Raw genomic sequence first — 23,345 nt, forward strand, 5'->3', positions numbered from 1 at the left:
AAGCAACCCGCTGCCGAAAACTTCGTAACTCATTGTTTACCAAGGAGTTTTCCGTTTCGACTGCGCCGGAAGTGGGGCGAATTATAGACAGATATAAAACGCCGTCAATCCCTTTCGTTCACATTTCTGTCATATCGGTCAAAAAGGCCGCAAAAGCACAAAAGCCGGCCCCAAGGGGCCGGCTTTTACCTACAGCGCCTTACAGGCTCGGGAAGGCGAACTGCGAAGCTTCATGGCTGGCCCGCTGCGGCCAACGCTGGGTAATCGCCTTGCGACGGGTATAGAAACGCACCCCATCCGGCCCATAGGCGTGCAAGTCGCCAAACAGCGAACGCTTCCAGCCGCCAAAGCTGTGGTAGGCCACCGGCACCGGCAGTGGCACGTTCACGCCGACCATACCCACTTCGATCTCATCACAGAACAGCCGCGCCGCTTCACCGTCACGGGTAAAGATGCAGGTGCCGTTGCCATACTCGTGATCGTTGATCAGTTGCATCGCCGCTTCCAGGCTATCAACCCGCACCACGCACAGCACCGGCCCAAAGATCTCTTCCTTATAGATGCGCATCTCGGGCGTCACACGATCAAACAAGCTGCCGCCCAGGAAGAAGCCCTCTTCATGCCCGGCAACACTCAAACCACGGCCGTCGACCACCAGCTTGGCACCCGCCGACACACCGTCTTCTATATAACCACTGACCTTGTCCCGCGCCTGGCCCGTCACCAGCGGCCCCATATCCAGGCCGCAAGTGGTGCCCGCGCCAATCTTCAACGCCTTGACCTGCGGCACCAACTTGGCGATCAACGCATCCGCCACCTGGTCACCCACGCACACAGCCACCGAAATCGCCATGCAACGCTCACCGCAGGAACCGTACGCCGCGCCCATCAAAGCGCTGACCGCATTATCCAGGTCCGCATCCGGCATCAGTACCGCATGGTTCTTTGCCCCGCCCAGCGCCTGTACGCGCTTGCCGCGCTTGGTCGCTTCGGAATAGATGTACTCGGCAATCGGCGTCGAGCCGACAAAACTCAGGGCTTTGACTTCCGGCGCTTCGATCAGCGCATCCACTGCGCCCTTATCCCCATGTACCACGCTCAGCACGCCTTTGGGCAAACCGGCTTCCTGCAACAGCTGCGCGATCAGCAGCGTGGAGCTTGGATCACGCTCCGATGGTTTCAGGATAAAACAGTTACCGCACACGATCGCCAGCGGGTACATCCAGAGCGGCACCATCGCCGGGAAGTTGAACGGGGTAATACCCGCCACCACGCCCAACGGCTGGAAGTCCGACCACGCATCAATGTTCGGCCCCACGTTACGGCTGTACTCGCCCTTGAGAATCTCCGGCGCCGAGCACGCGTATTCCACGTTCTCGATACCGCGCTTCAGTTCACCGGCGGCGTCTTCCAGGGTTTTGCCATGCTCTTCGCTGATCAACTGCGAGATACGCGCTTCGTTCTGCTCCAGCAATTGCTTGAAACGAAACATCACCTGGGCACGCTTGGCAGGTGGAGTGTTACGCCAGGCCGGGAACGCCGCCTTGGCCGAGTCGATCGCCTGTTGAATGGTTTCACGGCTGGCCAATGGCACCTGGTGAATCACCTGGCCGGTGGACGGGTTGTACACGTCGGCACTACGGCCGCTGTCATTGACCAACTCACCGTTGATCAAATGCTGGATAAGGCTCATGCAGGGCTCCTGAAAAGTTGTTCTATATAGAAGGAGAAATCAGTCGATTTTGTTCAGCACTTCGCCGACCGCATCGAACAAACGATCCAGGTCCTGCGGCTTGCTGTTGAAGGTTGGCCCGAACTGCAGGGTGTCACCGCCAAAGCGCACGTAGAAACCAGCTTTCCACAAGGCCATGCCAGCCTCGAATGGACGCACGATGGCATCACCGTCACGCGGGGCAATCTGGATCGCGCCGGCCAGGCCGTAGTTACGGATGTCGATCACATTCTTGCTGCCCTTCAACCCGTGCAGCGCATTCTCAAAGTGTGGGGCGACTTCGGCTACGCTCTGCACCAGGTTTTCCTTCTGCAACAGGTCCAATGCCGCCAAGCCAGCCGCGCAAGCCACCGGGTGCGCCGAGTAGGTGTAGCCGTGGGGGAATTCCACCGCGTATTCCGGCGTCGCCTGGTTCATGAAGGTCTGATAAATCTCGCTGCTGGCAATCACCGCGCCCATCGGGATCGCGCCGTTGGTGACTTGCTTGGCGATGCACATCAGGTCCGGGGTCACACCAAAGCTGTCGGCGCCGAACATCGAGCCGGTACGGCCGAAACCGGTGATCACTTCGTCGAACACCAACAGAATGTTGTGTTGGTCGCAGATCTCACGCAGACGCTTGAGATAACCCTGCGGCGGCACCAGCACGCCGGCAGAACCGGCCATCGGCTCAACAAACACCGCAGCGATGTTCGACGCGTCGTGCAGCTCGATCAGCTTGAGCAGCTCATCGGCAAGGGCGATGCCGCCCTGCTCCGGCATGCCACGGGAGAAGGCATTGCTCGCCAACAACGTGTGCGGCAGATGGTCAACGTCCATCAGGCCCTGACCAAAGAGCTTACGGTTGCCGTTCACACCACCCAGGCTGGTCCCGGCAATGTTCACACCGTGATAGCCACGGGCGCGGCCGATCATCTTGGTCTTGGTGGCCTGGCCTTTCAGGCGCCAGTACGCACGCACCATCTTCACCGCGGTATCGGCGCACTCAGAGCCCGAATCGGTGAAGAACACGTGGTTAAGGTTGCCTGGGGTCAGGTCGGTGATCTTTTCCGCCAGCTGGAAGGACAACGGATGACCGTATTGGAAGCCCGGCGAATAGTCCAGGGTACCCAATTGCTTGGAGACGGCTTCTTGAATCTCTTTACGGGTGTGCCCGGCGCCACAGGTCCACAGGCCCGACAACGAGTCGTACACCCGACGGCCCTTGTCATCAATCAACCAGCTGCCTTCAGCGCCGACGATCAGGCGCGGGTCGCGCTGGAAATTACGGTTGGCTGTGTAGGGCATCCAGTGCGCATCCAACTTCAGTTGGCTGGCCAGGGACGATGGGGCGTTTTCGGGCATGTTCATCAGCAAAACCTCGCAGGGCAAAAGGCAGCGTCGGGATTGAAAAGCGTTGTTGCAGCTAAATTGCCACGGCGATAAAGTCGGTGAAATTCAACTCTTCTAACCTTCAGTCAGGCCTTCACTAAACTATGAGCAGCCGTCGACCCGATCCCCTGGCCCAAGTCAGCGACTTCGATATCCGCCTGTTGCGTATCTTTCGCAGCGTGGTGGAATGCGGTGGCTTCTCGGCGGCCGAAACCGTGCTCGGCATCGGCCGCTCGGCCATCAGCCAGCAAATGAGCGACCTTGAGCAACGTCTGGGTTTAAGACTGTGCCAACGCGGGCGCGCGGGATTCTCCCTGACCGAAGAAGGCCGTGAGGTCTACCAATCGGCCTTACAGCTACTAAGTGCGCTGGAAAGCTTTCGCACCGAGGTCAACGGCCTGCATCAGCATTTGCGTGGCGAACTGATCATCGGCCTCACCGACAACCTGGTCACCCTGCCTCACATGCGCATCACCCACGCCCTGGCGCAGTTGAAGGAACGCGGCCCGGACGTGCAAATCCAGATCCGCATGATCGCCCCGAATGAGGTGGAACAAGGTGTACTCGATGGTCGCCTGCATGTCGGCGTAGTACCCCAGGCGAGCGCGCTGTCCGGCCTGGAATACCAACCCCTGTACAGCGAACGCTCGTTGCTCTACTGCGCGGTCGGCCACCCGTTGTTTTACGCGGAAGACAAGCAACTGGACGACCCACGTATCGACAGCCAGGACGCCATCGCCCCGACCTTCCGCTTGCCCGCCGAAATCCAGGCCCATTACCAGGCCCTCAATTGCACCGCCAGCGCCTCGGATCGCGAAGGCATGGCGTTCCTGATCCTCACCGGACGCTATATCGGCTACCTGCCCGACCACTACGCCAGCCTGTGGGTACAACAAGGCCGACTGCGCGCGCTGAAACCGACTACACGTTTTTACGATTTGAGCCTCGCATCGGTCACGCGCAAGGGCCGCCGCCCTCATTTGGTGCTGGAAAGCTTTCTGGAGAGTCTGGCGGCAACGCGCTAACTCGGGCCTCTTGCTAAAAGCTGAGCAACTGGACAGCTTTTTGCAAGGGAGCCAGGACCTTGAACCGTCCGCCCTGAGTTTGCCCGCCATGCCACCAGAATCCTCCAGCCCTAACGACCTGATCTACGGTCTCAACGACCGCCCGAAACCACTGCCTGCCCTATTGGCCGCGTTGCAACATGTGCTGGCGGCTTTCGTCGGCATCATCACCCCGCCACTGATCATCGGCTCCACCTTGGGCCTCACCGCCCACCTGCCCTACCTGATCAGCATGGCGTTAATGGTGTCCGGCGCAGGCACCTTCATCCAGGCACGCAGGCCATTTGGTATCGGCGCCGGCATGATCTGCCTGCAAGGCACCAGCTTTGCGTTTCTTGGTGCGGTGTTGTCAGCGGGCTTTCTGGTGAAGCAACGCGGCGGCAGCCCGGAAGACATCATGGCGATGATCTTCGGTGTGTGCTTTTTCGGCGCGGCGGTGCAGATCGTGTTGAGCCGTTTTATCGGCCAATTGCGCCGTGTGATCACGCCCCTGGTCACTGGCATCGTCATCACCTTGATCGGCATCAGCCTGATCAAAGTTGGCATTACCGACCTGGGCGGCGGTTTCAATGCACCCGACTTCGGTGCCCCAACCAATCTGGCGCTGGGGTTGTTCGTTGTGTTGACGATCATCTTGCTCAACCGCTCGAACACCCCATGGGTAAGGCTCTCGGCAATCATCATCGGCCTGGCCCTCGGCAGCCTGGCCGCGTGGTTCAGCGGCAAGCTGGTGCCCCAAGCCTTGCCCGACTTGCCATTAATCAGCGTGCCGATGCCGTTTCGCTTTGGTTTCAACTTCGACTGGAGCGCCTTCCTGCCCATCGCGCTGATTTATCTGATCAGCAGTATCGAAACCGTTGGCGACCTGACCGCCAACTGCATGATCGCCCGCCAGCCGATCAGCGGCCCTTCTTATATAAGTCGACTCAAGGGCGGCGTATTGGGTGATGGCGTCAGTTGCATGATCGCCGCCACTTTCAGCGCATTCCCCAACACCACGTTTGCGCAGAACAACGGCGTGATCCAACTCACCGGCGTGGCCAGCCGTTACGTCGGCTTATACATTGGCGTACTGCTGTTCTGTCTCGGCTTGTTTCCACTGATCGGCGCGGTGCTGCAGCAAATCCCCAAACCGGTATTGGGCGGCGCCACCCTGGTAATGTTCGGCAGCGTGGCCGCCGCCGGCGTGCGCATTCTTGCCCAGGCGCCGCTGGACCGGCGCAGCATGCTAATCATTGCCACCTCGTTCGGCGTCGGCCTGGGCATTGCCGCCCAGCCCAACCTGCTGCACTTGATGCCCACTCTTGTGCAAAGTCTGTTCGACTCGGCCATCACCAGCGGCGGCCTGACGGCCATCCTGTTGTGCCTGTTATTGCCCGAGGCCAAGGCGACTACCGTTGGCGCAAACCACGCCCCGGAAAGCGACACGCTGGAACCGCTTTGACGGTTTTATTGCATCGGGACTTGTCTGAGGCTTGAGGGTGGGTTATCTGTGCACACGTCGTCTCTATCGATCAGCACGGAAACCTCCATGAGCCTCGAAGTTCCTGCCCACAGCAACCACGCCGGTAAACCTGCCAGCCGTATTCGGCAAAAGAATGAACAAGCGATTCTCCAGGCGGCTGAAGACGAATTCGCGCGCCATGGCTACAAAGGCACCAGCATGAACACCATTGCTTCGAGTGCCGGGCTGCCCAAGGCCAATCTGCATTATTACTTCACCAACAAGCTCGGCCTGTACATCGCGGTACTGAGCAATATCCTCGAACTGTGGGACAGCACCTTCAACGCGCTGACCGCCGAGGACGACCCCGCCGTCGCGCTGACACGCTACATCCGCACCAAGATGGAATTCTCCCGGCGCCACCCGCAAGCCTCGCGGATCTTCGCCATGGAGATCATCAGCGGCGGCGAATGCCTGACCGAATATTTCAGCCAGGACTACCGCGCCTGGTTCAGTGGCCGCGCGGCCGTGTTCCAAGCCTGGATCGAGGCTGGCAAGATGGACCCCATCGACCCCGTGCACTTGATTTTCCTGCTGTGGGGCAGCACCCAGCATTACGCCGACTTCGCCACCCAGATCTGCCGCGTCACCGGTCGCACCAAGCTGACCAAGCAGGACATGGAAGACGCCGGCACCAACCTGATCCACATCATCCTCAAAGGCTGCGGCATCCAGCCGGCCCTCTAAACGAAGCGACTTATGTCTTTCACGCTGACCGGCCTTTGCGAATTTCGTGAAGAAATACGCAAAAGCCGCTTTATCACCCTGGCCGCGCCGATCTCCAGCGCGCAAGACGCCCAGGCGTTTTTCGAGCAACACAGCGACCTCAACGCCACGCACAACTGTTGGGCCTGGAAGCTCGCCGACCAGTACCGCAGCAACGACGATGGTGAACCCGGCGGCACGGCCGGGCGGCCGATCCTGGCCGCCATCGAAGCCCAAGGTTTTGATCAGGTCGCCGTGCTGGTGATTCGCTGGTACGGCGGCATCCAGTTGGGCACCGGCGGCCTGGCTCGAGCCTACGGCGGCGGCGCGAACAAATGCCTGCAGAATGCCGAACGCATCGAGTTGATCAGCCGCGTGCCGCTGAGCTGTGCCTGCAGCTTCTCGGAATTGAACCTGGTGAAACTGCGCGTGGCCGAACTGGGTGGGCTGGTGGTGGAAGAAACCTTCACCGCCAATGGCGTCGAGCTACAGCTGGCACTCGGCGAGGCGCACATCGACACGCTGCAAACCCAGCTCGCCGACCTCAGCCGTGGGCGCATCCTGCTCGAACGCTGAAACTGCCCACATCTACTGTGCACCTGCCTGTGGATAACCTGAGCACACCCGCCTGTAACCCTTCTGTCATAAGGGCTTACGGGCGCCGATCATTTTTTGATCAGTATTCACCGGGAGCAGTTGCGCAACGCCCCACAGCACTTCCAACAGCAGAATTATCCACAGCACCGACGTGGCGCCGTGCATCAACGCGTACAACTGCCAAGCCGCAAACAGACCACGGCCGGCCGCGTCATACAGCCCGAATTGGCGTTGAGGGTCGCGAATACGCAGCACTGCCCATACGCAAACGATCGAGCCCAGCAGGTTGGCCATCAGCACGTGCGCAGGCAGAAACGGCGGTAGCTCGCCCGGCAGGTTCAAGCCCTGTAACAGGCCGTGCACCAATGCAAAACTCCACGGCGTGACAAACGCGGCGGTGATGATCAAGTCATACCAGGCGCTGGCCCGCACCAGTGTTCGGTAGTGTTTTTGTGTCCACATAGCAGCAAGCTCCTCAATTCAAGAAGCCAGCAGGCTAAAGCCTGGAGTATGCTCCAAGGTCAAGCCCTCTCGAGCCCGCCCCATGCGTATCGGCGAATTAGCCCAGGCCAGCCAGGTCAGCCGCGACACTTTGCGCTTCTATGAGCAGCGCGGGTTGATCGCCGCGCAACGCAGCGCCAATGGTTACCGCGACTACCCGCCGGACATGGTGCAACTGGTGCTCTATATCAAGACTGCGCAGCGCCTGGGTTTCAGCCTCGGTGAGATCGGCACCAGCGTCGCCGCCTTGTGGCAGGCGCCCGATCCCGACGCTGCCGTCACACTATTGCTGCAAGACAAGCTCAACCTGATCGAGACTCGTATCACTGAACTCGGCCATCTGCGCCAGGAGTTGCAGCAAAGGCTCGGGCAACGTTGTCCATTAAATCCGTGAACCTCCACTCCAAAGGAAGCCTTTCATGTCTACGCCAAAAACCGCACTGATCATCGGCGCCTCGCGCGGGCTGGGCCTTGGCCTGGTCAAGCAACTGCTGCAGGACGGCTGGGAGGTGACCGCCACCGTGCGTGACCCGAACAAGGCCGATGCGCTCAAAGCCGTGGGCCAGGTGCAGATCGAGAAGCTGGACATGGACGATCAACAAGCCGTGATCGCCTTGGCCCAACGCCTGAAAGACCGCACCTTCGACCTGCTGTTCGTCAACGCCGGGGTCAAAGGCCCTGCCAATCAGGAACCGGGCCACGCCACCCTGGCGGAAGTCGGCCAGCTGTTTTTCACCAACGCGGTGGCACCGATCAACCTGGCCCAGCGTTTTGTCGGGCAGATCCGCAAAGACACCGGCGTGCTGGCGTTCATGAGTTCGGTGCTGGGCAGCGTGACCATTCCCGATGGCTCCGACCTGGCGCTGTACAAGGCCAGCAAGGCTGCACTCAACTCCATGACCAACAGCTTTATCACGCAACTGGGCGACCATAAGCTCACTGTGCTGTCGCTGCATCCGGGCTGGGTGAAAACCGACATGGGCGGCGAAAACGCGCACATCGATGTCGACACCAGCGTGCGCGGCCTGGTGGATCAGGTGAATGCCTACACCGGCAAAGGCGGCCATCACTTCGTGGACTACAAAGGCGACACCATCGCCTGGTAAACATGTGGGAGGGGGCTTGCTCCCTCCCACATTGACTCAGTAGACCCAACCGCCAACAACACGTAATCTACACCCCTCGCCCTCACCGGCGACCCTGGATCAGCAGACAGGGCAACACTGAGCTGGCAAACCTGAACCCATCATTCAGAGGAGCCGGCCAATGCCTGCGACCCGTATCTGGTTAAAAAACCCCCTCGCGATTTTCACTGCCAATGGCCTCGACGCCCGTGGTGGCCTGGTGCTGCAAGACGGTGTGATCACTGAAGTGCTGGCCTGGGGAAAAGAGCCCTCCGTGCCGTGCGCACAAGTGTTCGACGCTCGCGAACATGTAATCCTGCCGGGGCTGATCAACACCCACCATCACTTCTACCAGACCCTGACCCGCGCCTGGGCGCCGGTGGTCAACCAGCCTTTATTCCCATGGCTGAAAACCCTGTACCCGGTCTGGGCACGCCTGACCCCGGAAAAACTCGCGCTGGCGTCCAAGGTCGCCCTCGCCGAGTTGCTGCTGTCTGGCTGTACTACGGCGGCCGATCACCACTACCTGTTCCCTGACGGTCTCGAAAATGCCATCGATGTACAAGTAGAAAGCGTGCGCGAACTGGGCATGCGCGCCATGCTCACCCGCGGTTCCATGAGCCTGGGCGAAGCCGATGGTGGCCTGCCGCCGCAGCAAACCGTGCAACAAGGCCAGGTGATCCTCGAAGACAGCCAGCGCTTGATCCGCGAATACCACCAGCGTGGCGACGGCGCGCAAATCCAGATCGCCCTGGCGCCCTGCTCGCCGTTTTCGGTCACCCCGGAAATCATGCAAGCCAGCGCCGAACTGGCCAACAACCTCGACGTGCGCCTGCACACACACCTGGCCGAAACCCTCGATGAGGAGGACTTTTGCCTGCAGCGTTTCGGCCTGCGCACTGTGGACTACCTCGACAGCGTCGGCTGGCTGGGCCCACGCACCTGGCTGGCCCACGGCATTCACTTCAACCCGGATGAGATCGCCCGCCTGGGCGCGGCCGGCACCGGCATCTGCCATTGCCCAAGCTCGAATATGCGCCTGGCTTCCGGCATCTGCCCGACCCTGGACCTGCTCGCCGCTGGCGCGCCGATTGGCTTGGGCGTCGACGGTTCAGCCTCCAATGATGCCTCGAACATGATCCTCGAAGCGCGCCAGGCCCTGTACATCCAGCGCCTGCGTTACGGCGCCGAAAAGATCACCCCGGAAGGCGTGCTGGGCTGGGCCACCAAAGGCTCGGCGCAGTTGCTGGGGCGCACGGATGTCGGTGAGTTGGCCGTGGGCAAACAGGCTGACCTGGCGCTGTTCAAGCTCGATGAGCTGCGTTTTTCCGGCAGCCACGATCCGATTTCGGCGCTGCTGCTGTGCGGCGCGGACCGCGCGGATCGGGTGATGATCGGCGGCAAATGGCGGGTGATTGATGGGCAGGTCGAAGGGCTGGACCTTAAAGGTTTGATTGCCGATCACAGCCAGGCGGCGAAACAGCTGATCGCCGGCACCTGAGCCCTGCACAAAGCCAGCTGTGGGAGCTGGCTTGCCTGCGATGCAGGCACCTCGGTCTTACAGCCATACCGAGTTGATGCCATCGCGGGCAAGCCCGGCTCCCACATGGGTTTCAAGCTGTGCTTGAGGGCCGGTTACACCCCAAGCAACGACAACATGATAAAGGTCGCAAACAACACAAAGTGCGTCATCCCTTCGATGGCATTGGTTTCGCCATCATTGAGGTTGATCGCACTCACCACCAGCGTGATCAACACCATCACCGTTTGTACCGGCGTCATCGCCATCTGGAACGGCTGGCCGGTGTACAGCGCCATGGCTTCCATCACCGGTACCGTCAGGATCACCGTCGACAACGACGCACCCAGTGCAATGTTGACCACCGATTGCATGCGGTTAGCCAAGGCTGCACGCAACGCCGTGAGAATTTCCGGCGCGGCCGAAATCGCCGCCACCACAATCGCAGTAATCACCGGCGGTGCGCCCGTACCTTCCAGGCCCAGGTCGAGGGTTTTGGACATCACCTCAGCCAGTGCGCCAATCACAATCACGCCAAACACCAACGTACCGATGGAAAACGCCAGGTTGATCGGCGGCTCCTGCTGTTCTTCCGGCTGCTTCTTGCGGCGTTTTTCCGGGTAGCTGTAGCTGAAGAAATAACTGTGCGGCCCCACCTGCATACGCAGGAACAGCGTGTAGAGCAACACCATCGCGCCAATGGTGAAGGCCGAATAAATTTTCCAGTCGGCCTCGGGGATAAATTCCGGCACCACCATCGACACGCCCATGGCCGTGAGGATCATCACGCTGTAACTGCGCGCCGAATCATCGTTGTAGGACTGCTCGCCATGCTTGATGCCGCCCATCAGCGCGGCCAGGCCGAGGATGCCGTTGATATCGAGCATCACCGCCGAATAAATCGTGTCGCGCACCAACGTCGGCGACGGCTCGTTGCTCATCATGATCGCCAGGATCACCACTTCCACCAGCACGGCGGCGAGGGTCAGGATCATGGTGCCGTAAGGGTCACCGACCTTTTCCGCCAGTTGCTCGGCGTGGTGGGCGACGCGCATCGACGCCATGACAATAAAAGCGATGAGCGCCAAGCCGCCGAGCAAGGCGATCATCTGCCCGCTGTGGAGCATCCAGTGCTCCAACGGGTACGCGGCGATGGCGGCGATCAGCGCCAGCCACATGAATTTTTCTTGCTTGAGGGATGTGAGCATTCCGGGCCTTTTTGTGCAGCAAATCAGTCATTGATGGGGTACAGACTGCACCGCTTCGCTAACGTTTCGTTACACCTTAGTTCAGATGGCCCTTGCGCGAATAAAACCAATACTCTCCTGCTGGTCAGGTTTTGCCGATTATTTCAGCCATGGCCTGTAGAATGCCGCCATTGCACCTGATGAGAATTTAGAACATGTACGATTGGCTCAACGCCCTGCCCAAGGCTGAACTGCACCTGCACCTGGAAGGCTCGCTGGAGCCTGAGTTGCTGTTTGCCCTGGCCGAACGCAACAAGATTGCACTGCCGTGGAATGACGTCGAAACCCTGCGCAAGGCTTACGCCTTCAACAACCTGCAAGAGTTTCTCGACCTGTATTACAAAGGCGCCGATGTGCTGCGCACCTCCCAGGATTTCTATGACCTGACCTGGGCCTACCTGCTGCGCTGCAAAGAACAGAACGTGATCCACACCGAACCGTTCTTCGACCCGCAGACCCACACCGACCGTGGCGTACCCTTCGAAGTGGTGCTCAACGGCATCGCCGCTGCGCTCAAAGATGGCGAGCAGCAACTGGGCATCACCAGCGGTTTGATCCTGAGCTTCCTGCGCCACTTGAGCGAAGCCGAAGCCGAGAAAACCCTCGACCAGGCGCTGCCGTTCCGTGACGCGTTTGTGGCCGTCGGCCTGGACAGCTCGGAAATGGGCCACCCGCCGAGCAAGTTCCAGCGCGTGTTCGACCGCGCCCGCCATGAAGGCTTCCTGACCGTGGCCCACGCTGGCGAAGAAGGCCCGCCCGAGTACATCTGGGAGGCCATCGACCTGCTTAAAATCCAGCGTATCGACCATGGCGTACGCGCCATCGAAGACGAACGCCTGATGCAGCGCATCATCGACGAGCAGATCCCGCTGACCGTGTGCCCACTGTCCAACACCAAGCTGTGTGTGTTCGACGACATGGCTCAACACAACATCCTCGACATGCTTGAGCGTGGCGTGAAGGTGACGGTGAACTCGGATGACCCGGCGTACTTCGGCGGCTATGTCACCGAGAACTTCCACGCGCTGTACACCTCGCTGGGCATGACCCAGGACCAGGCCAAACGCCTGGCGCAGAACAGCCTGGATGCGCGGCTCGTGAAGCCATAACTGAATAAACGCAGGCCAAAAATGTGGGAGCTGGCTTGCCTGCTCCCACATTGACCTCATCAGTCTTGAGACTGGGTCAGTTCTTCCAGGGTCTTGCCCTTGGTCTCCATCCCAAACACCCACACCACCAGCGCCGCCACTGCAAAACACAGCGCCCCCAAGGCAAACACCCCGCCCTGCCCGGTAATCGGGAACACCAGCCCGGTCACCAACGGCCCCAGCAACGAGCCAACCCGGCCAATCGCCGAGGCAAACCCGGAACCGGTGGCCCGCGCCGAAGTGGGATACAGCTCCGGCGTATAGGTGTACAACACCGCCCACATGCCAAACAGAAAGAACTGCATCAACAGCCCCGAGGTAATCAGCAGCCCCACGTTGCCGCCGAATACCGCGCTCTGCCCATACAGAAACGCCATCACCCCGCCGCCCAGCAATGTCACCACGCACACCGGTTTACGGCCCCAACGTTCCACCAGCCAAGCCGCCATCAAGAAACCTGGTATCCCGCCCAGGGAAATGATCACCGTGTAATACACCGACTGCGTCACCGCAAAACCCGACTGTTGCAACAAGGCACTCAGCCAGGACGTCAGCCCGTAGAAACCCAGCAGGGCAAAGAACCACACACTCCAGATCATCATCGTGCGCTGGCGATACTGCGCCGACCACAACTGCTGGAACGCCGAGAAAAACGTGCCCGGCACGCTCTCAACTCGAGGCAAGGCAATCGGCTCCGGCAAGTCCGCACGTCCCAACGAGTCGCGTACCTTCTGCTCAATGCCGAGCAACACCTTGTCCGCTGCTGTATGCCGCCCGGCCTGCTCCAGCCAGCGCGGCGACTCCGGGATAAAAAACCGAATCGCCAGCACAAACACGGCCGGCACCGCCAACACCAGGAAGATGTCGCGCCAGCCAATCACCGGCAGCAAAAAGTAAGACAGCACCCCCGCCGCCACAAACCCCAACGGCCAGAAGCCATCCATCAAGGCGATATAACGCCCACGGCCTTTAGCGGGAATAAGCTCCGAGAGCATCGACTGCGCGATGGGAAACTCCATGCCCATGCCGATCCCCAGCAGAATGCGAAACAGCGTCAGGGTTTCCACCGTCTGCGCCGTGGAGCACAGGTAACTGGCGAGGCCCCACAATACAATGCTCCACTGGAACACCGGCTTGCGCCCGAAGCGGTCAGCCAACATGCCGGACAAAGACGCACCAACCACCATGCCGAAAAAACTCGAACTGGCGAGTAACCCGGCCTGGGCGGTACTCAAGCCGAACTCGGTTTTGATCGAGCCCAACAGGAAGGTCATCATCGCCAGGTCCATGGAGTCGAAGAAAAACGCCAGGGCGATGATGATGAAAATGATTCGGTGGTAACCGCTGATGGGCAACCGTTCCAGCCGCTCTGCTGCGCTATAGCCTTGCATACCCATGCCGCACCCCCTGTGTGAAAAATCCCCAAGGCGAGTGTGCGGCATCGTTTTGCCCGGTTATTGCTGGATACGACCTGACTGAAACTCTGAACGACGCACGCGCCTACGCCGTGGCCAGACGGTTGATTTCCGTAAGCCCCTGGTCCGTTACCAGCAAGGCACGCGACTCGTTGACCGCGTTGATCCAGCCGCACTGCAAAAACAACTGCAACAACCCGGCGCCCAACGCACCACCCAGGTGCGGCTGCTGCTGGCTCCAGTCAAAACAGTCGCAGGCCAACGGCGCAGACAGTGCCTGGGTAAAAATGCCCAGGGTCGCGAACTGCTGCGCGCCAGTGACGGTCACGTCGGTACGCTGTTCGTAGCGGTCGATCCAGCCGGCGTCCAGCATGCGCTGATAAAGCCCCGCCGCCAGTTCACCGCCCAGGTGCCCCTGGCATAAACGCGCGCGCCGCAACGGCGGCGGCACCAATGACACCGGCAATGAAACCTGCGGCGTACTGCGTGCGGCGCAGTTCAAGGCGGTACAGGCCAACGCGTCGACAGCCGCACAGACATCGGCCGCCGCCACACGAAACACGCGCTTGCCACGCTTGGCATCGCTGCGCAGCAAACCGCTGCCGGTAAGGCGCGCCAGATGCGCATTGGCCGAGGCTGCGGATAGCCCGGCCAGCGTGGCCAACTCTTCTGAGGTTTTCTCTGAGCCGTCCATCAAGGACCAGAGCATGGCGGTGCGTTTTGGCTCAGCGAGCAAGCTGGCGATCTGACTGATGCAAGGTGCTTCTTCCATGTATTCACTCCTTGTAAATCATTTGTCTGCTGCGGTTGGAACCAAAGTATAGGGGCGCAAACCGCCCATTCGGCGGCGGCTGGCAGCGCGAATAGGGACAGGATCTGAGTGAAATTTCCGGCTTTTGTGGAGGCTATTGCCCAGAGCTCAATAGCCCCGGTCTTTGCGCGGTCAACGCCGCACAACGGGACACGAGCATTTCCCGCAGCAAATTGATCGGTTTACTCAACTGCGCACGGTGGGCGCACAGCAGGTTGAGCGGCGTGCGCTCGCCGCGCAGCTCCGGCAACACCAGGCGCAAACGCCCCGCCAGCACATCGGTGCTCACGTCCAGCCAGGACTTGTAGGCAATGCCGACACCCGCCACCGCCCAGCGGCGCACCACGTCGGCGTCGTCACTGAAGCGATCACCGCTGACCGTCAGGCCGACCTCGCGCTTGCCGTCGTAAAACCCCCAGTGGTCGTGGACCCGGCTGCCCAGCATGTACAACAGGCAATTGTGTTGCGCCAACTGCTCAAGATGCCGGGGCTCGCCATGCCGCGCCAGGTAACTGGGCGCGGCGCACAGCACGCGAATATTGTCCGGGGCGATGGGCAGCGCGACCAGGCTGGAATCTTCAGGCTCGCCGTAGCGCAGGGCGATATCCACCGGCTGGCGGAACAGGTCGGCGATGCGGTCGCCGAGCAGCAGGCGGATGTTCAATTGCGGGTATTCCAGCTGAAACTCATCGAGCCACGGCAACAGTTGGTTGCGCCCGAAATCCGACGGCGCTGACAGTTGCAGCACGCCGCTGACATGGTCCTGGCCGCTGGCCAACAAGCGCCGCCCTTCGTCCAGCGAACTCAGTGCGGCGCGGGCATATTCCAAAAAGCCCTCGCCTTCAGCGGTCAGGCGCAAACTGCGGGTGGAACGCGCCAGCAAACGCGTGCCCAATTGCTGTTCGATACGCTTGAGCGCCGCGCTCGCCACGGCAGGCGAGAGGTCCATGATGCGCGCGGCGGCCGACAAACTGCCGAGGTCCGCCGCCCGCACAAACAACTGCAAATCATCAAAACGCAGCATGTACCCTCGCCTATTATCAAAATTTTATTGAAACAGACTGCTGTTTTAGCCGCTTTTATCCATGCTGGAAATAGCTAATCATCTGCCCATCCCGTTCATCACGTGTCTGGAGTTGAATATGCCCGCTGCCTTTAACGTCATTGCCACGCTGATCGCCAAACCCGGCCAGCAGGCCACGCTGGAAACCCTGCTGCGCGGCCTGTTGGAACCGACTCGCCTGGAAGCCGGTTGCGAGCAGTACGACCTGCACCAGGATCTGCAACACCCAGAAACCTTCTACATGCTCGAACGCTGGAGCGACGACGCGGCGCTGGCAGACCATGACCAGAGCGCGCATATCCAGAGCTTTCGTGCCAAGGCTGCCGACGTGCTCGAACACTTCGAACTCAAACGCCTGAAATTTCTTGCCTGACCACTGCCCTTTTCCCGGAGCCATCATGAAAGCCATTGCCTACTACGCCTCACTGCCGATCACCGACGAAAACGCCCTGCAAGACATCCAACTGCCGGAGCCGGTCGCTGGCCCACGTGACCTGCTGGTGGAAGTCAAAGCCATCTCGGTCAACCCGGTGGACACCAAAGTGCGCCAGAACGTCGCCCCGGAAAACGGCGCCGCCAAGGTGCTGGGCTGGGACGTGGCTGGCGTGGTCAAGGCGGTCGGCAGCGAAGTGACGCTGTTCAAGGCCGGCGACAAGGTGTTCTACGCCGGCTCCCTGGTACGTCCGGGCGGCAACAGCGAACTGCACACCGTGGATGAGCGCATTGTCGGCCATATGCCCAAGAGCCTGGGTTTTGCCGAAGCCGCCGCACTGCCACTGACCGCTATCACCGCCTGGGAGCTGCTGTTCGAGCGCCTGCAAGTGCGTGAAGGTAAAGAAGATGAAGGCCAGAGCCTGCTGATCGTCGGCGCAGCCGGTGGTGTGGGTTCGATCCTGACCCAACTGGCCAAGCAACTCACTGCGCTGACCGTGATCGGCACCGCCTCACGCCCGGAAACCCAGGAATGGGCCAAGGCGCTCGGTGCCGATGTGGTGATCGATCATAGCCAGCCGCTGAGCGAAGCGCTGAAAAACGCCGGCCAGCCCCAAGTGACCCACGTCGCCAGCCTGACCCAGACCGACCTTCACCTTGACCAACTGGTCGAAGCCCTGCAGCCGCAAGGCAAGTTGGCGTTGATCGACGACCCCAAGGTGCTGGATGTGAGCAAACTCAAGCGCAAGAGCCTGTCGTTGCACTGGGAGTTCATGTACACGCGCTCGATGTTCGAGACGCCGGACATGATCGAACAGCACAACCTGCTCAACCGCGTGGCCGAGCTGATCGACGCCGGCACCCTGAAAACCACAGTGGGCGAGCACTTCGGCGTGATCAATGCCGCCAACCTGCGCCGCGCCCATGCGCTGCTGGAAAGCGGCAAGGCCAAGGGCAAGATCGTACTGGAAGGGTTCTAAAAAACGTCTGTCAGCGTCGTCCATTATTCATGTGAGTAATGGACGACACCGCTAGTCAGAGAGTTGATCTTTGTCATATTTGTGAACGCATTCGGGTTTATATTGGCCGCCTTTGCCACGATTCTTTTACGTGAGGAAGTCAGCAATGAAGATCCTGATAAGAGCGTTAGCAAAATCCCCCGGCAACAAATGGCAGGTCAGCCTCGACGGCGACGCCTTCACCTTCCGCAGTGAGGCCGAGGCCCGCGCCTTTGCCGACACCCTGCAAGCCCGTATCCAGGCGCCCCACCGCATTCCCCTCAGCCAGCAACGTTCCGCCGCCGGCTGATCCGCACCTCAGACCTGCGCCTGCGCGGCCCTCGCCCGTTGCAGGCGCTGGGTCGACATCGCAATCGTCACGGCCAATACACCGCACAAGCTGATGACCATCGCCATCGGCATCGCCGTGCCGTCGTGCAATACGCCGACCAACGACGCCGCACCCGCCGCCACACCAAACTGAATGCAACCGAGCAACGCCGAGGCGCTGCCGGCCCGTGCGCCCTGCCCGGCCATGGCACACGCCGAGGTGTTGGGCAAAATGCAGCCCAGGCTCGCGATGCAGATAAACAGCGGCACCAGTAATGGCCATAACGCCTCGGTACGCAGCGCGGCAATGCCCAACAGCGTCAACGCGGCCGCCACGTAGACCCACACTGTGCGCGACAGCAGAAACGCCGGGCCACGCTTGGCCAGCAACCGCGCATTGAGTTGCGCCACCAGGATGAAGCCGGCGGCGTTGGAGCCAAATACCCAGCCGTAATGCTCGGCGGGCACGCCATAGAGTTTGATAAAAACGAACGGTGAACCGGCGATGTAGGCAAACATTCCGGCAATCGAGATACCGCCGGTAAGGGCGTACCCCAAATAAACCCGGTCCGACAACAAGCTGACATAACGGCTCAGCGAGCCGGACAACGGTTGACGCGGTTTGTCGGCCGGCAAGGTTTCCGGCAACCCGACCGCCACGGCGATGGCGGCCATCACGCTGAAGATCGACAGCGCGAGGAAAATCGACTGCCAGCCCCACAGTCCGACCATCACCCCACCCGCCAATGGCGCGAGGATCGGCGCCAGGCCGGTCACCAGCATCAACTGCGAATAGACCTTGGCCGAGCCTACGGCATCACATTTGTCGCTGACCACCGCCCGCGAAATCACCATGCCCGCGCAGCCACCAAGGGCCTGCACAAAACGCGCGCCGATCAACCAATCCAGGGACGGCGCGTAGGCGCAGGCGAAAGACGCCAGGGTAAACAGAGTCACGCCACTAAGCAGCGGCACGCGCCGACCAAAACGATCCGCCAGCGGCCCATAGATCAATTGGCCGATGGCCAGGCCGCCGAAATACACGGCGAGGGTCAGCTGGATATGTTTTTCGTCGGTGGCAAAGGCGGTGGCCATCGCCGGAAAGCCCGGCAGGTAGAAGTCGATCGCCAACGGCGCGAAGGCGCTCAAGGCGCCCAGAATCAGGATTATGCGGAGGTTCATCAGACACCCAAGTGAGTCGGCAGCCCGACAGTCTAGCCGCGCTTGGGTGTGATGAACATTACGATAGCTCGCTAACTATCGGAAATTTTACGCAAGCTTGGCGCTGTAGCCTTCTTCGGTGATCAGCGCGATGACTTGGTCGGCGGACAACCGGCTTTCAACCCCGACTTCCTTGGCGGCCAGGTTGACATTGACGCTCGCCGCCGGGTCCCGGCTCTGTACTGCTTGAGTGACCGCCCGAACACAATGGCCGCAGGTCATTCCTTCAACACTGAATACTTGCATGACATGACTCCTTTGATGAGGTTGGGGCCAGTCTCAAGCTTGCCACGATGGCAAGGTCAAGCGCGCAAAATTGCGGCCGGGCTGGTATTCCGGCGTTGCCTCGGCCAAGCTTCATGCATCTTGGATTTGAACCACGGAGCATTCGCCATGCGCTGGTCGTTTTTTAGCCTTATCGGCCTGTTGAGCTTGTCTGCTGCTGCGCCCATGGCGTACGCGGACCAAGACTACGCGGTGTTGATCATTTCCCGCGAGCGCCTGGAAGTGCCAACCAATTGCGAAATCGGCATCTACCTCAATGACCAATTGGCCGCGCGTCTGTTCCAGGAACAGACCACCTCGTTCAACTTGCCGGCGGGCAATCTGTCGCTGCGCCTCAAGCTGCTGCCGGGCCAGTCGCCAGGGTGCCTGCCGGGCATGCTCGCACCGCCTGCGCAGAACATCACGCTTAAAGCCGGAGACGTGCGCAAAGTACGCATCGCGCAAGGCCCGGATGGCATTTACCTGAAGAACGCTGCATTGGATTACTGAACACGCTTGACCTTCCCCACAGGTCAAGGTTGATGCTAGGGGCAACTTCTCTGGAGGACTGCCCCATGAATGGATCCACCACCTTTGACCTGCCCATCAGCGGCATGACCTGCGCCAGCTGCGCCGGGCGTGTCGAGCGCGCGCTGGGCAAGGTGCCGGGGGTGCAAAGCGTCAGCGTCAACCTGGCCAACGAACGTGCCCACGTCGAAGTACTCGGCCAGATGGACCCCGGCGTGTTGATCGCCGCCGTCGACAAAGCCGGCTACACCGCCACCTTGCCGCAAAGCGAAACCGTCACCGAGACCAACCAGGCGCAGCGCCTGCACCGTGAGCGCTGGTCGTTGTTGTTGGCCATTGCGTTGGCGCTTCCATTAGTGCTGCCGATGCTGGTGGAGCCGTTCGGCCTGCACTGGATGCTCCCGGCCTGGGTGCAATTCGCGTTGGCCACTCCCGTGCAATTCATCTTTGGCGCGCGCTTTTATATAGCCGCCTGGAAAGCCGTGCGCGCCGGCGCTGGCAATATGGACTTGCTGGTGGCCATCGGCACCAGCGCCGGCTATGGGCTGAGCATTTATGAATGGCTCACCGCGCCCGTGGGCACTATGCCGCACCTGTATTTCGAAGCCTCAGCCGTGGTGATCGCCCTGGTGTTGCTGGGCAAATACCTCGAAAGCCGCGCCAAGCGCCAGACTGCCAGCGCCATCCGTGCCCTCGAAGCCCTGCGCCCGGAGCGCGCGATTCGCGTGTTTGAAGGCCGTGAAGAAGACGTCGCCATCACCGCGTTGAAGCTCGACGACCTGGTGCTGGTCATACCCGGCGAGCGCTTCCCGGTGGACGGTGAAGTGGTGGACGGCCAAAGCCATGCCGACGAGGCGTTGATCAGCGGCGAGAGCCTGCCCGTGCCGAAACAGCCGGGCGACAAGGTCACCGGCGGCGCCATCAATGGCGAAGGCCGTTTGCTGGTCCGCACCCAGGCGCTGGGCGCAGAAAGTGTGCTGGCGCGGATCATCCGTCTGGTGGAAGACGCCCAGGCCGCTAAAGCACCGATCCAGAAACTGGTGGATAAAGTCAGCCAGGTGTTTGTGCCCAGCGTGCTGGTGCTGGCGTTGATCACCTTGGTGGGCTGGTGGTTGTACGGCGCATCGGTGGAAACCGCGGTCATCAATGCGGTCGCGGTGCTGGTGATCGCTTGCCCATGCGCCTTGGGCCTGGCCACGCCGACCGCAATCATGGCCGGCACCGGCGTCGCCGCACGCTACGGCATTCTGATCAAGGACGCCGAAGCCCTGGAGCGCGCCCATGCGGTCAGCGCGGTGGTGTTCGACAAGACCGGCACGCTGACCTCCGGCGCGCCAAAAATTGCGCACTTGGCGGCGGTGGATGGCAATGAAGATCTATTGCTGCAACAAGCCGGCGCCTTGCAACGCGGCAGCGAGCATCCGTTGGCCAAGGCCGTGCTGGAGGCGTGTAAGGAAAAAGGCTTGGACGTGGCGGACGTGAGTGCCAGTCAGTCCCTGACCGGCCGTGGCATTGCCGGCACGCTCGATGGCCGGCAACTGGCCTTGGGTAACCGCCGAATGCTCGACGAGAACGGCTTGAGCCCAGGTGAGCTGGCCGAGTCTGCCCAAGCCTGGGAAGCCGAAGGCCGCACCTTGTCGTGGCTGATTGAGCAAGGCGCACAACCACGCGTGTTGGGGCTGTTTGCGTTTGGCGACACCCTCAAGCCCGGCGCATTGGAAGCCGTGGAACAACTCAAATTCCAGCACATCAGCAGCCACTTGCTCACCGGCGATAATCGCGGCAGTGCCCGTGTGGTCGCCCTGGCGCTGGGCATTGATGATGTACACGCCGAAGTGCTGCCCGCCGACAAGGCCGCCACTGTGGTCGAGTTGAAAAAAACTGGCGTAGTCGCCATGGTCGGCGATGGCATCAACGATGCCCCAGCCCTGGCGGCCGCCGATATCGGCATCGCCATGGGCGGTGGCACCGATGTGGCGATGCACGCCGCCGGGATCACACTGATGCGCGGCGACCCGCGCCTGGTGCCGGCCGCCCTGGAGATCAGCCGCAAGACCTACGCAAAAATCCGCCAGAACCTGTTCTGGGCCTTTGTGTATAACTTGATCGGCATTCCGCTGGCAGCCTTCGGCTTGCTCAACCCGGTATTGGCAGGTGCGGCTATGGCCTTGTCCAGCGTCAGCGTGGTGAGCAATGCGTTATTGTTGAAAACTTGGAAGCCCAAGGACTACGAGGATCAACGCCCATGAACATCGGCCAGGCCGCCCGCCAGAGCGGGTTGAGCGCCAAGATGATTCGCTACTACGAATCCATCGGCCTGCTCAAAGCCGCGCACCGCACCGACAGCGGCTACCGCATGTATGGCAGCGATGACTTGCACACGCTGGCGTTTATCAAACGCTCACGGGATCTGGGGTTTTCGTTGGAAGAGGTCGGCAAGCTGCTGACCTTATGGCAAGACCGCCAGCGGGCCAGCGCCGACGTAAAAGCCCTGGCGCGCCAGCATATCGAGGAGTTGAACCAGAAGATTCTGGAACTGGGGCAGTTGCGCGATACGTTGCAGGACCTGGTGGAACACTGCCAGGGCGATCATCGACCGGATTGCCCGATACTCAAGGAGTTGGCGTCGGGCGGCTGTTGCGCCTGATCAGACCTGTAAAAAACCTAATCTGGGAACTGGATCATGTGGGAGCTGGCTTGCCTGCGATAGCCTCACCTCGGTGTAACTGACATACCGAGGTGTCTGCATCGCAGGCAAGCCAGCTCCCACACAAGCCAGCTCCCACATTTTGATCGTCTTCTAATTGAAGATCACTGCATCCAAGGCGGCGGCGGTTCTTCCGCGGTCTTGGTCGCTGGCGCATCATCCGCCGCCCGAATCGCTTGTTTGCGCTCTTCGTCCAGCCGCGCCGCTTCGATTTCACGGATCACACCGCCCACATCCGCCAGCTCTTCCGGCTCGTCAAACTCGCCGGTCAACACGCTGGTTGGGTGCAAGGTGCCGGCTTCGTACAGCGCCCACATTTCCTTGGCGTATTTGGTCTTCTTCAACTCCGGGGCAAAACGCCCGAAGTAGGAAGCCATGTTGCCCACATCCCGCTCCAGCATGCTGAACGCGTGGTTGTTGCCTGCCGCATCCACTGCCTGGGGCAGGTCGATGATCACCGGGCCGGTCGGCGTGAGCAGTACGTTGAACTCGGACAGGTCACCGTGCACCAAGCCGGTACACAGCATCAGTACGATCTGGGAAATCAGGAAGGCGTGGTATTCGCGCGCCTGGTCCGGCTCCAGCGTCACGTCGTTAAGACGCGGCGCGGCGTCGCCGTACTCGTCGGCCACCAGTTCCATCAGCAGCACGCCTTCGAGGAAGTCGAACGGCTGAGGCACGCGAACGCCCGCACCGGCGAGGCGGAACAACGCCGCCACTTCGGCGTTCTGCCAAGCGTCTTCGGTTTCTTTTTTGCCGAACTTGGAGCCTTTGGCCATGGCCCGGGCCTGACGGCTGTTACGGACCTTACGGCCTTCCTGGTATTCGGATGCCTGACGAAAACTTCGTTTATTCGCCTCCTTGTAAACCTTGGCGCAACGCAATTCATTGCCGCAGCGCACCACATAAACAGCTGCTTCTTTACCGCTCATGAGAGGGCGCAGCACTTCGTCGACCAGACCGTCTTCGATCAGGGGTTCAATGCGTTTAGGAGTCTTCATCAGCTTTTATTGTGGGTCCTTTATTACCAAATACGCGTATGGCACTCGTTATACGGCAATCGG

The 23,345-nt window shown here is 60.7% G+C and carries 24 protein-coding genes; 14 read left to right on the forward strand and 10 right to left on the reverse strand.

What is annotated here, in order from left to right:
• Positions 1-199: 199 nt before the first annotated feature.
• Both FFI16_RS23250 and FFI16_RS23255 read right to left on the reverse strand, forming a co-directional pair.
• Positions 200-1,693: a CoA-acylating methylmalonate-semialdehyde dehydrogenase gene (locus FFI16_RS23250; protein ID WP_058419410.1), complete on the reverse strand. Its 1,494-nt coding sequence runs from the start codon at positions 1,691-1,693 to the stop codon at positions 200-202.
• Between the two features lie 39 nt (positions 1,694-1,732).
• A complete protein-coding gene (locus FFI16_RS23255; RefSeq protein ID WP_058419411.1) occupies positions 1,733-3,082 on the reverse strand; it encodes an aspartate aminotransferase family protein in 1,350 nt (449 codons plus the stop codon).
• A gap of 125 nt (positions 3,083-3,207) precedes the next feature.
• Between FFI16_RS23255 and FFI16_RS23260 the strand changes: the two genes are divergently transcribed.
• From FFI16_RS23260 to FFI16_RS23275, 4 genes are all read left to right on the forward strand, one after another.
• Complete coding sequence (locus tag FFI16_RS23260) at positions 3,208-4,128, forward strand: LysR family transcriptional regulator (RefSeq protein ID WP_138816988.1); 921 nt, start codon at positions 3,208-3,210, stop codon at positions 4,126-4,128.
• Between the two features lie 88 nt (positions 4,129-4,216).
• Complete coding sequence (locus FFI16_RS23265; protein ID WP_138816989.1) at positions 4,217-5,611, forward strand: uracil-xanthine permease family protein; 1,395 nt, start codon at positions 4,217-4,219, stop codon at positions 5,609-5,611.
• An 87-nt stretch (positions 5,612-5,698) separates the two neighbouring features.
• Complete coding sequence (locus tag FFI16_RS23270; protein ID WP_138816990.1) at positions 5,699-6,358, forward strand: TetR/AcrR family transcriptional regulator; 660 nt, start codon at positions 5,699-5,701, stop codon at positions 6,356-6,358.
• 12 nt (positions 6,359-6,370) lie between these two features.
• Entirely contained in the window at positions 6,371-6,952 is a 582-nt protein-coding gene (locus FFI16_RS23275) for a YigZ family protein (protein WP_138816991.1), read from the forward strand.
• A 66-nt stretch (positions 6,953-7,018) separates the two neighbouring features.
• On the opposite strand, the gene FFI16_RS23280 is transcribed toward FFI16_RS23275, so the two are convergent.
• A complete protein-coding gene (locus FFI16_RS23280; protein ID WP_138816992.1) occupies positions 7,019-7,435 on the reverse strand; it encodes a hypothetical protein in 417 nt (138 codons plus the stop codon).
• Positions 7,436-7,517: 82 nt separating this feature from the next.
• Between FFI16_RS23280 and FFI16_RS23285 the strand changes: the two genes are divergently transcribed.
• From FFI16_RS23285 to FFI16_RS23295, 3 genes are all read left to right on the forward strand, one after another.
• The gene (locus tag FFI16_RS23285; RefSeq protein ID WP_138816993.1) at positions 7,518-7,868 is read left to right on the forward strand and encodes a MerR family transcriptional regulator; all 351 of its coding nucleotides are present in this window, start codon (positions 7,518-7,520) and stop codon (positions 7,866-7,868) included.
• A gap of 25 nt (positions 7,869-7,893) precedes the next feature.
• Entirely contained in the window at positions 7,894-8,580 is a 687-nt protein-coding gene (locus FFI16_RS23290; RefSeq protein WP_138816994.1) for an SDR family oxidoreductase, read from the forward strand.
• A 160-nt stretch (positions 8,581-8,740) separates the two neighbouring features.
• Entirely contained in the window at positions 8,741-10,099 is a 1,359-nt protein-coding gene (locus FFI16_RS23295) for an 8-oxoguanine deaminase (RefSeq protein ID WP_138816995.1), read from the forward strand.
• Between the two features lie 134 nt (positions 10,100-10,233).
• Here the strand turns inward: FFI16_RS23295 and FFI16_RS23300 are convergent, their stop codons facing one another.
• Positions 10,234-11,325, reverse strand: coding sequence for a calcium:proton antiporter (locus tag FFI16_RS23300; protein ID WP_056860419.1), 1,092 nt, complete (start codon positions 11,323-11,325; stop codon positions 10,234-10,236).
• 194 nt (positions 11,326-11,519) lie between these two features.
• On the opposite strand from FFI16_RS23300, the gene FFI16_RS23305 reads away from it, so the two are divergent.
• A complete protein-coding gene (locus FFI16_RS23305) occupies positions 11,520-12,473 on the forward strand; it encodes an adenosine deaminase (protein ID WP_017134717.1) in 954 nt (317 codons plus the stop codon).
• A gap of 59 nt (positions 12,474-12,532) precedes the next feature.
• Here FFI16_RS23305 and FFI16_RS23310 read toward each other — a convergent pair whose 3' ends face one another.
• The 3 genes from FFI16_RS23310 to FFI16_RS23320 all read right to left on the reverse strand — a co-directional run bounded on the left by FFI16_RS23310 (position 12,533) and on the right by FFI16_RS23320 (position 15,762).
• Entirely contained in the window at positions 12,533-13,909 is a 1,377-nt protein-coding gene (locus tag FFI16_RS23310; RefSeq protein WP_138816996.1) for an MFS transporter, read from the reverse strand.
• A gap of 103 nt (positions 13,910-14,012) precedes the next feature.
• Positions 14,013-14,699 carry a helix-turn-helix transcriptional regulator gene (locus FFI16_RS23315; RefSeq protein ID WP_138816997.1) on the reverse strand — a complete coding sequence of 229 codons (687 nt, stop codon included), beginning with the start codon at positions 14,697-14,699 and terminating at the stop codon, positions 14,013-14,015.
• A 133-nt stretch (positions 14,700-14,832) separates the two neighbouring features.
• Positions 14,833-15,762, reverse strand: a complete 930-nt coding sequence (locus FFI16_RS23320) for a LysR family transcriptional regulator (protein ID WP_138816998.1) — start codon at positions 15,760-15,762, stop codon at positions 14,833-14,835.
• A gap of 118 nt (positions 15,763-15,880) precedes the next feature.
• Here FFI16_RS23320 and FFI16_RS23325 point away from each other — a divergent pair, with 118 nt between their 5' ends.
• The 3 genes from FFI16_RS23325 (at position 15,881) to FFI16_RS23335 (ending at position 17,541) form a co-directional block, all read left to right on the forward strand.
• Positions 15,881-16,174 (forward strand): putative quinol monooxygenase, encoded by a 294-nt coding sequence (locus tag FFI16_RS23325; protein WP_138816999.1) that lies wholly within the window; start codon positions 15,881-15,883, stop codon positions 16,172-16,174.
• Between the two features lie 25 nt (positions 16,175-16,199).
• Positions 16,200-17,213, forward strand: a complete 1,014-nt coding sequence (locus tag FFI16_RS23330; protein WP_138817000.1) for a zinc-binding alcohol dehydrogenase family protein — start codon at positions 16,200-16,202, stop codon at positions 17,211-17,213.
• A 145-nt stretch (positions 17,214-17,358) separates the two neighbouring features.
• Entirely contained in the window at positions 17,359-17,541 is a 183-nt protein-coding gene (locus FFI16_RS23335; RefSeq protein WP_017134711.1) for a hypothetical protein, read from the forward strand.
• A gap of 8 nt (positions 17,542-17,549) precedes the next feature.
• Here FFI16_RS23335 and FFI16_RS23340 read toward each other — a convergent pair whose 3' ends face one another.
• Together FFI16_RS23340 and FFI16_RS23345 are read right to left on the reverse strand one after the other, a co-directional pair.
• Positions 17,550-18,743: a multidrug effflux MFS transporter gene (locus tag FFI16_RS23340; protein WP_138817001.1), complete on the reverse strand. Its 1,194-nt coding sequence runs from the start codon at positions 18,741-18,743 to the stop codon at positions 17,550-17,552.
• 87 nt (positions 18,744-18,830) lie between these two features.
• Complete coding sequence (locus FFI16_RS23345) at positions 18,831-19,028, reverse strand: heavy-metal-associated domain-containing protein (protein WP_138817002.1); 198 nt, start codon at positions 19,026-19,028, stop codon at positions 18,831-18,833.
• Positions 19,029-19,175: 147 nt separating this feature from the next.
• Here FFI16_RS23345 and FFI16_RS23350 point away from each other — a divergent pair, with 147 nt between their 5' ends.
• From FFI16_RS23350 to cueR, 3 genes are all read left to right on the forward strand, one after another.
• Positions 19,176-19,556, forward strand: a complete 381-nt coding sequence (locus FFI16_RS23350; RefSeq protein ID WP_138817003.1) for a hypothetical protein — start codon at positions 19,176-19,178, stop codon at positions 19,554-19,556.
• Between the two features lie 65 nt (positions 19,557-19,621).
• The gene (locus tag FFI16_RS23355) at positions 19,622-21,823 is read left to right on the forward strand and encodes a cation-translocating P-type ATPase (protein WP_138817004.1); all 2,202 of its coding nucleotides are present in this window, start codon (positions 19,622-19,624) and stop codon (positions 21,821-21,823) included.
• Entirely contained in the window at positions 21,820-22,221 is a 402-nt protein-coding gene (cueR, locus tag FFI16_RS23360) for a Cu(I)-responsive transcriptional regulator (protein WP_138817005.1), read from the forward strand. Before FFI16_RS23355 ends, cueR begins: the two co-directional genes overlap by 4 nt.
• A 164-nt stretch (positions 22,222-22,385) precedes the next feature.
• Here the strand turns inward: cueR and FFI16_RS23365 are convergent, their stop codons facing one another.
• Positions 22,386-23,282 carry a PA4780 family RIO1-like protein kinase gene (locus FFI16_RS23365; protein WP_138817006.1) on the reverse strand — a complete coding sequence of 299 codons (897 nt, stop codon included), beginning with the start codon at positions 23,280-23,282 and terminating at the stop codon, positions 22,386-22,388.
• Between the last annotated feature and the right edge of the window lie 63 nt (positions 23,283-23,345).

Origin of the sequence: Pseudomonas sp. KBS0710 (genome assembly GCF_005938045.2) — a bacterium.
Taxonomy (GTDB): Bacteria; Pseudomonadota; Gammaproteobacteria; order Pseudomonadales; family Pseudomonadaceae; genus Aquipseudomonas.